Raw genomic sequence first — 14,204 nt, forward strand, 5'->3', positions numbered from 1 at the left:
TTCTCAAGGATGAAGAGGGCGGTTTTCCCGGAATCCATCCCTGAGATAATGCTGTAGAGCGCCAATTGTGTAGTGCTGCTTCACATCAGGATTGGCCTCAAGATAGGCGTTGTTGTTCCACAACGTGGTTGCCAGCCTTGGTCCTTCGACGAAATTGACCGGGGTTGCGCCGGCCCCCACAAAGACACGCACACTGCCATCATAGAGATGGGCGTATTCATCAGCAGTGACGAGAAGTGCCTCAACAGCATGAGCGCCTTCTGCGTGGGGCTGGGCAAGATAGGCGCGCAGAGCAGCTTCGTCGTCCGCATCAACCAGGCCGACCACCTTGTTCTTCAGGCGCTCTCTCCAGGCCTGATAGGGAACGTGGTGGTCATGCAGATAAGTGAAAGCAGTACTTTTGAACTCATCCCGAATGGCTGAGCGGGGTTCGTGCTGTCCATTATCGCAAACTGAGATCGTTTTGGCTGCGACAAATCCTTTGTGGAAATGGCGGATGGGAGAGTACCAGCCGGTCTGACCTGGAACATTGAAAAGAGATGTATCAATTCTGAGCGCACAGTCTGTGCCTCTCAGGGCATCAAGGCCTACATGAATGGCGGCCTTGTCCAAGGAGAGGCCGTCTTCCGTAAAGATAGCGAGAAGCTCATCGCAATCGACGGGCAGCGCAAAATCATAATCATGATTCCCGTCCCAACTGTGGATGATATTGGTAAAATGGCCACCCTTGTTATGAAAATCATGCGGCTGGTTCAGATCTTTTCGAACCAGAACGCCTCGCTTTTCGGCGCTGTCCAGAATGGCAATTGTTTGGGGATCAACAGAGCCGTTATCAAGAATAGTCAGATTTTCGAAACCGAAAAGCCAAGCATAATGCGCAATCCAGCGAGCGAGCATGGTACCTTCATCTCGCTGCATCATTACAACGCGCACAATAGCCATGTTTTTACTCTTCCCAATGCTTCCGGATATGCGATGCAGGCGGGCCGGTCAGGGTCTGATTGCGAAGGCAGACACGCCTTGGCTGCAATATATAAAGAAGTTTGACCTGCTTCGCTATCCTGTGGGGAGAGGTGAAAGAGGTGCCAACGGCTTAAGGTTCCCTGCTCACAATTTCATGAGGGGTGTTTTTTCCAGGAAACGCACCAATCTTAAGCCTTGTGGAAAGCCTCTCGATTTCGTTAAGGCTAGAGGCAAGACCTTTTTCAACAGGGAGGCCGGGTATGTCCCAGTCGTCATCTTTAGCGGTAAAGGAAATCTTTCCGCCGCATCTCGGAGATATGAAGGTGGCGCGTTCGCCTGGTAGGCCCGTCAATCTTCTTCTGAAAGACACGATTCTGTCAGCGATCGCCACGGTTCTGACCGAAGAGGGCTATCAGGGGCTGACCATTGGCAAAGTGGCGAAAGCGGCGGGGGTTTCCACGGCAACCGTTTATCGGCGTTGGCCAACGAAACAGGCCATGTTCTTCGATGCGATCCGTCAGTGGAAAACCAGTCTGACACCGGATATCGACACGGGAAGTTTTCTTGGAGATGTGGATCAGCTTGTTGAAGCGCGTATCCGCTTTCTTGCAACCCCACTTGGGCGTACCTACGGCACTTTGCTGGGCGAGGCGGTCCACAACCCGCAATTCGGGACTGTTCTGCGTGAGGTCAGCATCGAGCCTGCACGGGCACAGATGCGCTGCTTTCTGGAGCGCGCAAGACAGCGGGGAGAAGCCGGGTTCTGTTATCCAGCTGATACGGTTCTGGACATGCTTCTCAGCACTATTCACTTCCGCGCAATGGACACCTTGTGGAACTGCACTCTGGAGACAGAAGCGAATATCCGGGACCTCCAGGGTCTGATCCGTTGTTTGGTTGGAACCCGCCAGTAAGCGGGCACAACCCCCTTTGTTGATGTCAGAAGTTGCTTGAAATACGGCCGCCAATAAATCGTGGCGTGCCGGGAATATAGAAGTACGTTGTCGTCGCCATGCCGCCACTTTCGAAATACTGGCGGTTCAGGATGTTCGAAGCGTACACCGTGGCTTCCCAGTGCCCCGAGGCGGGGCGCAGGGTCGCGTGAGCTCCAAGCAGGAAGTAGGGTGGCAGGCGATAAAAGCCCGTCCCTCCGACAGCAATGGCCTGACTGCCACGATATGACCAGTCTGGCCCGATATCGAGGCCTAGTCGATCTGTCAGGGCCTGACGCCATTCGGCTTGCCCATTGAGGGTTAGCTTGGGCTGCCCGTTATCCACGCCTGCAAAATCGGTGGTAATGGCCTTCCAGACGCCTGTCTTGGCATAATAGGCGTTTGTAGCGGCGCGATTGACGTTCGGGAAATCCTGATAATTTCCACGCTGCCAACCAATATTCTGTGTGACGAAGATATGCCGGACCGGGTGCATTTCCACAGTGCCTTCAAAGCCCCAGCTTTCTGACTTCGGAACATTGGTGATTTCGCTGAGTGGTCCGTAATTCGGGATCATTACTGTCCCGACAACCTGCTGTCCGTGGAAATCATTATAGAATGCGGCACCGTTCAGGCGCAGTTTTCCGGGGATTGGGTCGCTTTTGAAGCCGACCTCATGGGTCAGGACTGTCTCCGGGCCGAAGGGATCAAGCTGGGCCTGGATCTGGGTATTGTTGGCGCTGAAACCGCCCGGTTTGAAGCCCTTGCTCAGCTTGTAATACACCATGGTGCTTTGAAGCATCTGCCACGATACGCCGATCTGTCCCGCGAACTGGGCAGATGCCGTACTTTCAGGCTGGAAGATACGTGTTGAACGGCCAAAGATTTCAGATTTCAGACCTGTGAGTGAGCGGTCATCAATTTCGTGCAGAAGTCCGCCAAACAGCGTGACGTTATGAGGCAGGCGATAGCTGATATGGCCGAACTCGGATGTGCTTTCCTGATTCATCCCGAAATTGGTGGACATCATGTATCCGCGCGCAGTGTAGTTCGTGTAATCGAACAGAAAGCGCTGTTTCATCCGGCTGCGCTGATAGAACGCGCCGACAACCCATTGCAGACGGCTGGATGGATCGCGGGATGAGAGCCGAAGTTCCTGCGTAAACGCGTTTGCGCTGATGGTGCGGTACGTATCGGCCTGTGAGGCTGACGTTGCATCCTGATCTGTGTATTCGCCCTGGCGTTCTGTTTCAAAGGCGCTGATGGACGTGATTTTGGCAAAGCCCAGATCGCGGTCGATATGAAGATCCCAGCCCCAGAACTGGTTGTGCTCGCTCGGTTTGAGGCTGCGGGGACGGCCGATCAGATCGGCAAACTGAGGCCTCAGAGACCATTCAGCCTGCTGCCGTCCCAGTGAGGGCAATCCCTGGGAGCCGATCAGACGATAAACCGGAACGCCGGTAACGACTTCGCTGTTGTCCTGCACGAAATGACCGGACAGCATGATGGTCGTCCGGCTGTCAGGACGCCAGCGGAGCTTGCCACGCAGAGCCCAGGAGTCTGCATCGCCCAGATGGGCTCCCGTGAGGGGATTGGTCTGCCAGCCGCCACCCTGTCGGGTTTGACCGGAAAGGCGGAAATCGAGTCCCTTCGCCAAGGGGCCGGACACGTAGGCTTCGCTTCGGCTGCGGGCATAGGACGCAATGTCTTCGCTGGCGCCATAATGCCAGGTGCTCGTCGGATCTGCCGTGCGAAAACGGACTTCACCGCCTGTGTCGGACTGTCCATGCATGGTGCCGACCGGGCCCGGTGTGACCGTTGCATCTGCCAGGTCGAACATCAGGCCGCTGGCCATGGTCGAGAATGCGAAGGGCACGTCATCGAAATAGGTCAGAACGGTTGGAATGTTGTTTTGGGTAAAGTCGTTGAAACCCACGCCGCGAAGATAAAAATTCGTGGAGGCCGTTCCGTTGATGGACTGAATGGTCAGATTGGGGGCAACGCGCTCAATGTCCCGTAACGTCACGACGCCGCGCTCGATAAGATGCTCTGCGGTCAGTCGTGTATCGGCGTCCGGCTGTTTCTGGGCTGACTGAAATGCAAAATCCGTTCTCTTGACGCTGACCTTGATGGTTTCATCCGCATGAGCCTCAAGAGATTTCGGCGCGGAGTGCCTCTGTTCCTTTTGGGGTAGATGGATAGGGCGTGTTGCTGCGAGGGTTGATGAGGCGCTCAGGAGACTGACGCCCAAAAGAAGAACCCTGCGGAACGACATGGGAAAAGATACTCTTCTGAAAGGAAAGTGCCGGGCAACGGCAGAATTGTGGCTTTTATATCTCACCGGGACGCCAGAGCAAACAATCAGGAGGAAAAGAGTCCGCTTCCGCTTGATCTGTTATGATATAACATAATAGAGACTTGGCGCTGAAAATCTCTTTCGCCTGTTGAGGACGTCATGTTGCCTTTTGTGTCTGCCCGATCCTTCCTTGTGCTTCTTGGATGCATGACGGCTCTGTGTGGTGCTGCCCACGCGCAGGAAACGACGACAGGAACAACAGGTACCGATACGGAGACCTCACGTTCCAGCTTCGGCCATTCCGACGACCAGCATGGTACGACCGTGACGGAAACCAGTCGGCAGGGTGAGGACAATATTGTCGTCAATGCCCATCTGGAGCGTGCCCGCGATGCGCTCCAGTCTTCCACGGGTGCCACGACCTATCATTTCAGCCGTCAGGATATCGAGACCAATCCGGGTGGCGATAATGCTCCACTCACTTCCGTCCTGCTTCAGGCTCCGGGTGTGGCGCAGGATAGCTATGGTCAGATCCATATCCGTGGCGATCATAACGAAGTTCAGTTCCGTCTGGACGGTGTAGCACTTCCGGAAGGCATGAGTGTCTTTGGTCAGGCGCTGATGACCCGATTTGCCCATTCCATGTCCCTGACGACGGGCGCGCTGCCCAGCGAGTATGGATTTCTTCAGGCTGGTGTGATCGATATCAACACCAAGAACGGTTATTCCGACCCCGGTGGCAGCATTTCCATCTACGGCGGTGCGCGCGACTATTTCTTCCCGTCACTTCAATATGGCGGTCACAAAGGGAAATGGGACTGGTTCGCGACGGCTGACTATGTTCACAACCGTGTTGGCATTGAAAACACGACCCCCAGCTTCAATGCGATCCACGATCTGACCAATCAGTATCACTTCCTCGGGCACGCCCGTTACACGGTTGATGAAAACACCCGGATCAGCCTGACGGCCGGTGTTTCGAATGCTGAGTACCAGCTTCCGAACAATCCGGGTCAGCAGCGCCAGTTTGCCAATCCGTCCTATCTTGGAAGCTCTCTGTCCCAGAACCAGTCTGGCATTGGGGACAGTGGAAGCCTGAGTGAGCATCAGAAGGAAATCACGGATTTCGGCATGTTGTCCCTTCAGAAGGACATGGGGCGTCTGAGCTTCCAGACGTCTGCCGTTCTGCGATACAGTTCCCTACGGTACTCGCCCGATCCGCTGGGCGATCTGGTTTATAACGGCATTGCACAGCGCGCGGCGCGTTCTGTCTTTTCAACCGGAAACCAGACGGATGCGACCTGGCAGGCCGCAAAAGATCATACTGTCCGTTTCGGCTACCAGATCTATGTCGAGCGGAATACGTCCAAGTCTGACTCAACTGTTTATACGCAGACGGGTGAAGATGAAGACGGCAATGCCGCTTACTCCGGCGATACGGCCAGCATTCATGATGGTTCCGGCCGCACTGGCTGGATGTACGGACTGTATGCTCAGGATGAGTGGCGTCCATTCAAAAACCTGACCATCAATTACGGTCTGCGTTTTGATGGCGTGGATGAGTACACGCATGCAAAGCAGGTCAGCCCACGCATCAACATCGTTTACAAGCCTTGGCATGGTGGAACCTTGCATGCGGGCTATTCCCGTTACTTCACGCCGCCGCCGTTCGAACTCGTGACCGGAACGGCCCTGTACAAATATACGGGCACCTCTGCACAGCCTGCGAACTACAAGAACAGCACGGTCAAAGCTGAACGCGACCATTACTTTGATGCTGGCTTCTCCCAGACGATCCTGCCGGGCTGGCATGCGTCGTTTGATGCCTACGTCAAACTGGCCAAGAACATGATCGATGAAGGGCAGTTCGGCTCCCCGGTCATCCTGTCGGTGTTCAACTATCGCCGCGGACAGGTGCACGGATACGAGTTCTCAACGGACTACACACGTGGGGCGTTCAGTGTGTACGGCAACTTCTCCTGGTCGCGTGCCATCGGCAAGGATGTGGTGTCCGGTGAATGGAACTTCGATCCGGACGATCTGTCATACATCAAGAAGCACTGGGTCCATCTTGATCATGACCAGCGCTGGACGGCGTCTGCCGGCACAAGCTACACGGCGTTCTACAAGACCGGGCATCCGCTGCGTCTGTCAGCAACGATGGTTTATGGAAGCGGTCTGAGAGCAGATGGCGCGACGCCAAACGGTGCGTCCGTCCCGCAATATGCGACGTTTAATCTGTCTCTTGTTCAATCCTTCAAGGATCTGTTTCACGTACCGTTCCTGAAGCAGACGCAGCTTCGTCTGGATGTGACGAACCTGTTCGACAAGACTTATCTCCTGCGTGATGGCAGCGGAATTGGCGTGGGCGCGCCGCAATATGGTCTGCGCCGCACGATCCTGACGGGTATTGATCAGCGGTTCTGAGATTCCAAAAAAAAGGGGCAGGCATGAGAATGCCTGCCCCTTTTTTTGTCCGTTTTTTTAAATGGCGGAAATTATTCCGCTACTTCCATATCCAGTACGAATGGATCATTGCGTATCCACGGTGGCCCGTCCAAATTCAGAATATGCGGGATCTGTGAAAGGGGAATAGCCTTGGAAAAATGCCATCCCTGAAAGAAGTCACACCCCATGAGCGCCAGCGCGTCTGCCTGCTCGGAGGTCTCTACGCCTTCCGCCACCACAACCCGCCCCATGCTATGCACGATATCAATAACGCCACGAATAATGGCGGTGTCTATTCCACGTTCCGTCACGCCGGCCGTAAAGACCCGATCGATTTTGACATGATCGAAGGTAACGGTTCGCAGGTGGGTGAGGGATGCAAAACCGGTTCCGAAATCATCCAGAGAGATCTGAATACCTGCCCGATGAAGTTTCTTCAGTTCATCAAGAATATGCTGGTTGTGCATTCCGAAAAGGATTTTTTCCGTGATTTCGATCGTGATTTTCTCGGCCGAAACGAAATATCGATTCATTTCCCGGAATAGTCTTTCCGTGAAATGATAGTCGCGGAAGTCATCGGACGTGACGTTGATGGAAACGCGGTCGAACGGTACTCCCTGCTTTGTCAAATGGCGGATGTCCATCAGGGCCTGACGAAGTACGAAATCTCCGATGGCAATGCTGAGTTCCGCGTCTTCAAAAGCCTCTGGAAAGTAATGTGGACCAAGGAGGCCGCGTTCTGGATGATCCCACCGCAGCAGAGCCTCAAAAGATGGACGCTTTTCCCGGTTGATAGGTAGAATCAGCTGATAAAAAAGCTTGAACTGCTTTTTCTTGAGGCCGATTTGAATCGCCTTACGCATGCGGGAGCGCCGTTCGGTCTTCTCCTTCATGAATTGTGCGTATTTCTTGATCCGGTTACGTCCTTCGGCTTTGGCTTCATAAAGCGCCAGATCCGCACAGCGCAGGATTTCACGTTTCCGGCTGTCGTTCAGGCGCGATACGGCGTAACCCAGACTGGCGCTGCAATGATGCGTCAGGCCGCCTCCCCGGAAGCGGAAGCGCATATTCTCAAGAATTTTCTTAAGCTGGATTTCAAATGTCTGCGGCTCATCCGACACCATGATGATGGCGAATTCGTCGCCGCCGATGCGTGCAATGAAACAGTCCGGAGACTGAAAAGTCTTCAGTCTGTTGGCAATTCGCTTGAGCAGTCGATCGCCGGATTCATGACCGGACGTATCGTTGATGGCCTTGAAGGTATCAATATCGAGAAGGCACAGGCAGACATACCGGTTATCAGGATGTTCCCGGGTAAAGAGATCTTTGAGGTACTGCGAGAACGATGTGCGATTGGAAATATTGGTGAGGAAGTCCGTATTCACGGCGACCTGCAGCTTGACCCTGTTGGCAGTCAGGCGCTGCTCAGCATGTTTGCGAGCGGTAATGTCAAAGCGGATGGCAACGTAATTTGTTACTTTTCCGTTTGCGGCGCATCGCGGAACAATAGTTGTATCGACCCAGTAAAGCTGACCGTTTTTACGCCGGTTGCAGATTTCACCATGCCAGACCCCACCTTGAGCAATGGTCCGGTACATTTTCTGGAAAAAATTCGAATCGTGAACGCCGGAATGAAGCATCCGGTGATCCTGGCCAATCAGTTCATCACGCGGATATCCACTGATTTCCACAAATTTGTCGTTGGCTGAGAGTATCCGGCCGCGTATATCTGTAACTGCGACAATGGCTGAGCAGTCAAGGGCATGAAGAACAAAAGAGTCGTGTGCACTTTCAGACCAGGCCTGAAGTGATTCGATGTAAGTTCTGAAATCCTGCTCTTGAGAAGGCATTACAAATTCTGTCCCGCTGGTCCGTAAGATGTGAGTGTTGCGAGAAAAGCACTAACAAAATGATAAAAACCAGGTTTTTCCTGAGTTGTCTCTATAAAAAGACAATAAAGCAAGAACTGTTTCTTAACAGACGGGCATCTTTAAAACAGAACAGTTTCAAATGCCAGAAACACATTCATATAATGTTTTCTGGCATGGTGGAAAAAGAGGCTTAGAGTGCTCCTTCCCAGCCTCCTCCCAGAGCGCGATACAGATGAGCCATTGAAATCGATACTCCGGCCCGTGCTTCAGACAGGGCACTTCGTGTCGAAAGAAGCGCGCTCTGTGCTGTCAGGACATTCAGGAAATCCCCGGCACCTTGGCTGTACTGAAGCTGGGCAATGTGAACGGCTGTTTCATTCTCGGTGACACTTTCTTCCAGTCGCTTCTGACGCTCCTGAGCGGTGCTTAGATCCGTCATGGCGTCATCGATTTCTTCCCAGGCATGCAGAATTGTTTTCTGAAGCGCGATCACGGCTTCTTTCTGCTGTGCTTTGCGAAGATGAAGCTGGCCAGTCAGGCGACCGCCCTCAAAGAGAGGCAGCGTCATGGTCGGACCGAAGCCATACTGACGTGATGCCCAGGACCCGAGCCCGCTGAACTGGAGAGCCTGAATATCGAGGCTGCCGGAAAGGGTGATGCGGGGATAAAAGTCCGCAATGGCAACGCCGATACTGGCCGTCGCAGCATGGAGGCGTTCCTGTGCGGCACGAATGTCCGGTCGGCGATCTGCCAGCTGTGAGGGGAGGCCGGTCGGGATGGTTGTGGGCACAGGCGGAATGGCACCGGGCTTGCCGAGGGTACTGGCCAGTGCTCCCGGTTCGCGTGCGACAAGGAAGCTGAGGGCATTGATGAGATGCACTTCCTGACTTTTCAGAACAGGAAGACGGGCCTCGAAACTATGCATTTGCCCGCGGGAATAGGCGACATCAAGTTTGGTCGCTGTTCCCTGGGTAAAGCGCAGATTTGTCAGATCGACACTATGACGTGCGATCTCGATACTCTGCTGCGTGATGGCGATCTGGGCCTGAATATTCCTGAGTGCAATATAATTCTGGGCTGTTTCCGCCATCAGGGAAACAAGCACATTGCGCTGCATGTCTTCCGTGGCGTGCATCGCGGCAGTGGCAGCTTCAACCTGCCGGCGGACATGTCCCCAGAAATCCACTTCCCAGGATGCGCTCAGCCCATATTGTGGAAGGTTGAACGCAGGGTTGCCCTTGGCGCCATCAGCCGCCGCCGGTCCGAAACCCTGTGCTCCGCTGGCAACGTCCCCTGGACTGGCCTGCTCGGTTGTTCCGAGAAGACCAAGGATACCATTGGTGCTGGCACGCTCGCGCGCATAGGACGCGGCACCATCCAGTCGCGGCATTTGTGCCGCACTGGCAATACGGCGCTCCGCCTGACTTTCGGCAAGGTTCAGGGCGGCCGTTCGCAGGTCAAGATTGCTGCGGACAACATCGGCTTCTAGTTGCGTCAGCACTGGGTCGTTGTAAAGGTGCCACCATTGCGGATCGAGCGCGGCTTCGGTTGGGTGGTCTGTCGCTGGAGCGACACTCTCATGGTAGTGCGCAGGCGCGTTGTCGGAGGGCTTATGATAGTCCGGTCCGACCGTGCAGGCGCTCAGCGCTGTGACGGACAGAAGAGCAGCCATTCGTGGGGATAGAGAAAAGCGCATGGACTGTCTCACTGCCAGGCGTAACGGTTGTCACGGGCATGTGGGCCTTCCGGCTGCGAAGCCGTGTCCACTTCCGCTTCAACAGACATGCCAACGCGAACCTTGGTCGCCAGAGGCTGCCCGGCATCGAATGTCAGTTTGACGGGAACGCGCTGGACCACCTTCGTGAAGTTGCCTGTCGCATTATCCGGCTGGATCGCAGCAAAGGCTACGCCCGTCGCCGGTGCCAGACTGTCCACATGCGCGTGGAGCGGATGGCCGGGGAAGGTATCAACCCAGATGGTTGCCTGCTGGCCTGTCTGCATCTTGGTCAGCTGGGTTTCCTGAAAATTGGCCAGCACATAGGCTTTCTGAACCGGAACCACAGCCAGTAAACCGGTGCCCGGATGCACGTATGCCCCGACGCGTACGCCACGCTCGCCAACAATGCCGTCTACCGGTGCTGGAATGGTGCAGTAGGACAGGTTCAGCTCTGCCTGATGCTCGGCACTTTGAGCTTTGAGCAAGGCGCCCTGTGCACGCTGGATCTGAGCCTGAAGAACCGGAATTTGCTGTCGGGCACTATCAACACCAGCCTTGTCACGGGCGAGAGCGGCCATCGCTTCCCGAAGATGGGCATCCGCGCCCTGCTGTTGCTCGAGCGTGCTGGCTCCACCTGCGGAAAGATTATGGTAGCGGGTGGCGTTCTGCTGGGCGAAGGCCAGACTGGCTTCGTCAGCTTTAACAGTATCCGAAGCGGCGGCAATCAGGCTGTCCTGACGGGCAAGCATGGCCTGAAGGTTGTTCACATCGCCTTCTGCGGCTGCCACGTCGCCCTTGGCGGCGGCAAGGGCGGCGCGATAGTCGTCATCTTCGATATGGGCAAGTTCTTCGCCAGCGTGAACGTTTTCGTTGTCTTCCGCCAGAACGCGGTCGATCCGGCCGGAGACTTTGGGGGCAACGGTCGTGAAGTCAGCCGTGACATAAGCGTCATTGGTTTTCTGATGAACGCCGTCACCCACGAAGAAGCGGTCGGCGCTCCAGGCCAGTCCGGTCAGAACCACGACTGCACAGCCGGCGAGAAGAAGAGGCTTTCCATAAATCATGTCTGAGATATCCGGATCTTAATGTGCGGGGGCGGAGAGGGGAGCCGCCGGAACAGGAGTGGAGGCAGGAGCGGGAGCAGGCTTGGGCACCGGGCCCTTGCCGGGCGGATAAACGCGTTTTGGAAGAATGAAATTCAGAGCGACGTACCCCGCACACAGCACCGCAACGACGAAATAGATATCGGCCAGAGCGAGTACGACAGACTGTTCGTGCAGGTAGTGATGGAAGATTGCCAACGCATTCCGGGAGACATGCGCGGTATCTGGAGATGTGTTCTGGATCGCGTCTTCGATCGGATTGCCCATGCCGGACAGGGACGTCGCGTTATTGCCGGAGCGGTCCAGCAGCATGTTGGAGTGATACTGTTCGCGTCGTCGAAGCAGAATTGCAAACAGAGCCGCACCAACGGCGCTGGCCATCCCCTTGAGCATGTTTACCATGCCGGAAATGAATGGCCCGTCCGCCGGCCCGAGGGACATGGTTGCCAGTACCAAAACGGGAATGACCACCATGGGCTGTCCCACGACCTGTAGGCCTTGCAGAAGATAGAAATTATCCCGCACCCAGTCCGGCGTGAGCCAGGTTCCAAGGAACGCCGCCAGCCCGAGGCAGCTCATGCCAATGCCGAGCAGATAGCGGCAGTCTACTGATCGCATGTTGCAGAGGGCCGCTGTTAGCGGAAGCATGATGAGCTGCGGCAGGGCCACCATCAGCGCGATAGGGGCTGTCTGGGACGGGCGGTATCCACGAACTTCCGCCAGATATGTGGACGGAATTTGTATCATCAGACTGCAGATGACCAGAACACCGACAAGGGTCAGCATAGACATCGCGATGTTCCGGTTTTTCCAGTACTGAAGCCGGAAGAACGGACTGTGATGATGCCATTCGTGGAACAGGAAGCCCACAAACAGCGCACCGCCCCAGAACGTCAGATGGGAAATGATCGGAGAGCGAAACCAGTCCAGCCGGTCGCCCTGATAAAGGACTGTGACCACGCAGAGAATGGACGGCACACCAATGAAGAAGCCGCGCCAGTTGAACTTCATGAACCGTTCGAGATGCACAGGGTCCCTGGGAAGGCCGTAAGCCATCATGGCGATGGCGATCGCACTGAGGGGAATGACCTCCCAGTACAGCCAGTGCCAACCGAAATGCTCGAACCACAGGGCTTCCAGCGGGCTACCCAGATTGGGGCCGAATGTTGCACTCATGGCGTATCCGCCCACCCCAAACACTTTGATGGGGGGTGGCAGATATTTGAGCATGACGGTCATGAGGACGGGTGGCAGACATCCTGCGCTGAGCCCTTGTGCGGCACGCAGGACGCACAGGGAAATCATGTCCGGCATGAAGGGCAGGGGAATGGATAGAAGAGCCAGAACCGCCGTCATGAAGATCGAAAACCGGTAGATCGAGAACGTCATGTAGAACCATGGCGTGAAGGCCATGGCAGCAATGTTGAACGCTTCGTATGTCGAAATGAACCACGTGCCTTCATCATGGCCAATATGCATGGCGCCGCGGATGTCCGACAGACCGATTTCGGTGATGTGCTCGTTGAAACCCGCAACGTGGACAGCCAGCAACATGCCAAGACACCCGATCAGGGTGCGCATCCCGAAGGGCGGCATATAGGACGGTTGCGCGGGGGGCGCTGCGGTTTGTGAAGGTGGTGCCATCAGCTGCTCTCTTGGTGTCTGAGCGCATCTATCAAGGCATGACGGGGGGCAGAAAACCCTCACTTCGGATAAGTGAGGGTTCCACTTTTCGGAAGACTGATCGAGAAGCCTTTCATTTCTGTATGTTGGACCGCACTATTCCTGTTTATGCTCACGGGAATGTTTCGCCTTGCAGACAGGAAGGACACCCCATGTCAGACAAGCAGCCTCTCGGACGCCGTTATGACCTGGATCTCCTGCGTTATCTTCAGGTGCTGGTGGAGGAGCAAAGCGTTTCCCTTGCTGCCCGCCGTCTCAAGGTGAGTGAACCGGCCATGAGCCGGCATCTCGCGCGTTTGCGGACCGTATTCGGGGATCCGATCCTTGTCATGTCTGGGCGGCGCATGGTGGCGACAGCCTTTGCCAATCGTATCCGGGATCGTGTGCAGACGCTCGTGCGGGAGGCGGATGATCTTCTCAATGATGGCGCTACGTTGAACCTGAAAGCCATGTCCCCAAAGTTCACCATCCGGGCAAATGATATTGTGGTGGGAGCATTCGGGCGCCCCATTCTTCAGGCGCTACAAAACGAGTGTCCTGATTGCCGGATTGTGTTCTCACCGGAATCGGAGGGGACGGCCAGCGAAGCTCTGCGCGGCAACAAGATTGACCTTTATATTGGGGCGACGGATGAACTGAGCCCGGAGATCATGCGTCAGACCCTGTTTGAAACATCGTTTAGCGCCCTGGTTCGGAAAGGGCATCCTATTCTGAAGGGTAAGATAACGCCTCAGTCTCTGGTCGCGTACGACCATGTGAGCGTGTCCAGAAAAGGACGGTCAAATGGGCCGATTGATGCGATTCTCAAGGAACGTTACGGGCTTTCACGCCGGATTGCGATGGTTGTTCCTACATACCATTCCCTGATCGCAGCCATTGGCGAGACTGATCTCATTCTGCCATTGCCCAGAACGGTCATTGAGCGTTTCCCTCTTGAACGCATGGGTTTGGACAGTTTCGAGTTTCCGTTCGAACTGCCGCCGGTGCGGCCTTTTCAGGCCTGGCATCCGCGTGTGGACATGGACCAGCTGCATCGTTGGCTGCGAGAAACCGTGCATCATGCTGTCCGGCAGGAACTGTGGCGCATTCGGCAGACATAAAATGTCTTAGAAATACAGCCTGTAATTATTGAGAATCATTTGCATTCGCACTCGTTCTGAGGAAGATAGCGCCAGTTTCGGCATGCAGATG

Annotated in this window: 9 protein-coding genes; 3 read left to right on the forward strand and 6 right to left on the reverse strand. The window is 55.3% G+C overall.

The annotated features are described in order from the left end of the window. Positions 1-3: 3 nt before the first annotated feature. Entirely contained in the window at positions 4-942 is a 939-nt protein-coding gene (locus B7444_RS11090) for a glycosyltransferase family 2 protein (RefSeq protein WP_231502797.1), read from the reverse strand. A gap of 281 nt (positions 943-1,223) precedes the next feature. Between B7444_RS11090 and B7444_RS11100 the strand changes: the two genes are divergently transcribed. Beyond that, positions 1,224-1,877, forward strand: coding sequence for a TetR/AcrR family transcriptional regulator (locus B7444_RS11100; RefSeq protein ID WP_007283264.1), 654 nt, complete (start codon positions 1,224-1,226; stop codon positions 1,875-1,877). Between the two features lie 25 nt (positions 1,878-1,902). On the opposite strand, the gene B7444_RS11105 is transcribed toward B7444_RS11100, so the two are convergent. Further along, entirely contained in the window at positions 1,903-4,170 is a 2,268-nt protein-coding gene (locus tag B7444_RS11105) for a TonB-dependent receptor (RefSeq protein WP_007283265.1), read from the reverse strand. Positions 4,171-4,350: 180 nt separating this feature from the next. Here B7444_RS11105 and B7444_RS11110 point away from each other — a divergent pair, with 180 nt between their 5' ends. Continuing rightward, positions 4,351-6,618 carry a TonB-dependent receptor gene (locus B7444_RS11110; RefSeq protein WP_007283266.1) on the forward strand — a complete coding sequence of 756 codons (2,268 nt, stop codon included), beginning with the start codon at positions 4,351-4,353 and terminating at the stop codon, positions 6,616-6,618. Between the two features lie 71 nt (positions 6,619-6,689). Here the strand turns inward: B7444_RS11110 and B7444_RS11115 are convergent, their stop codons facing one another. The 4 genes from B7444_RS11115 to B7444_RS11130 form a co-directional block, all read right to left on the reverse strand. After that, positions 6,690-8,489: a putative bifunctional diguanylate cyclase/phosphodiesterase gene (locus tag B7444_RS11115; RefSeq protein ID WP_007283267.1), complete on the reverse strand. Its 1,800-nt coding sequence runs from the start codon at positions 8,487-8,489 to the stop codon at positions 6,690-6,692. Positions 8,490-8,700: 211 nt separating this feature from the next. Beyond that, on the reverse strand, positions 8,701-10,182 hold the full coding sequence (locus B7444_RS11120; protein ID WP_007283268.1) for an efflux transporter outer membrane subunit: 1,482 nt from the start codon (positions 10,180-10,182) through the stop codon (positions 8,701-8,703). A gap of 32 nt (positions 10,183-10,214) precedes the next feature. Beyond that, complete coding sequence (locus tag B7444_RS11125; RefSeq protein WP_007283269.1) at positions 10,215-11,291, reverse strand: HlyD family secretion protein; 1,077 nt, start codon at positions 11,289-11,291, stop codon at positions 10,215-10,217. 18 nt (positions 11,292-11,309) lie between these two features. Further along, a complete protein-coding gene (locus B7444_RS11130) occupies positions 11,310-12,974 on the reverse strand; it encodes an MFS transporter (RefSeq protein ID WP_035729307.1) in 1,665 nt (554 codons plus the stop codon). Positions 12,975-13,165: 191 nt separating this feature from the next. On the opposite strand from B7444_RS11130, the gene B7444_RS11135 reads away from it, so the two are divergent. Beyond that, the gene (locus B7444_RS11135) at positions 13,166-14,113 is read left to right on the forward strand and encodes a LysR family transcriptional regulator (RefSeq protein ID WP_007283271.1); all 948 of its coding nucleotides are present in this window, start codon (positions 13,166-13,168) and stop codon (positions 14,111-14,113) included. The last annotated feature ends 91 nt before the right edge of the window (positions 14,114-14,204 follow it).

Origin of the sequence: Gluconobacter thailandicus F149-1 = NBRC 100600 (assembly GCF_000964465.1) — a bacterium.
Lineage (GTDB): Bacteria > Pseudomonadota > Alphaproteobacteria > Acetobacterales > Acetobacteraceae > Gluconobacter > Gluconobacter thailandicus.

What these genes read in the sequence shown, in the direction of transcription:
- B7444_RS11110 (WP_007283266.1), top strand. Translation starts at nt 4,351, where the DNA reads ATGTTGCCTTTTGTGTCTGCCCGATCCTTCCTTGTGCTTCTTGGATGC.
- B7444_RS11135 (WP_007283271.1), top strand. Translation starts at nt 13,166, where the DNA reads ATGTCAGACAAGCAGCCTCTCGGACGCCGTTATGACCTGGATCTCCTG.
- B7444_RS11120 (WP_007283268.1), bottom strand. Translation starts at nt 10,182, where the DNA reads ATGGCTGCTCTTCTGTCCGTCACAGCGCTGAGCGCCTGCACGGTCGGA.
- B7444_RS11115 (WP_007283267.1), bottom strand. Translation starts at nt 8,489, where the DNA reads ATGCCTTCTCAAGAGCAGGATTTCAGAACTTACATCGAATCACTTCAG.
- B7444_RS11130 (WP_035729307.1), bottom strand. Translation starts at nt 12,974, where the DNA reads ATGGCACCACCTTCACAAACCGCAGCGCCCCCCGCGCAACCGTCCTAT.
- B7444_RS11100 (WP_007283264.1), top strand. Translation starts at nt 1,224, where the DNA reads ATGTCCCAGTCGTCATCTTTAGCGGTAAAGGAAATCTTTCCGCCGCAT.
- B7444_RS11090 (WP_231502797.1), bottom strand. Translation starts at nt 942, where the DNA reads ATGGCTATTGTGCGCGTTGTAATGATGCAGCGAGATGAAGGTACCATG.
- B7444_RS11105 (WP_007283265.1), bottom strand. Translation starts at nt 4,170, where the DNA reads ATGTCGTTCCGCAGGGTTCTTCTTTTGGGCGTCAGTCTCCTGAGCGCC.
- B7444_RS11125 (WP_007283269.1), bottom strand. Translation starts at nt 11,291, where the DNA reads ATGATTTATGGAAAGCCTCTTCTTCTCGCCGGCTGTGCAGTCGTGGTT.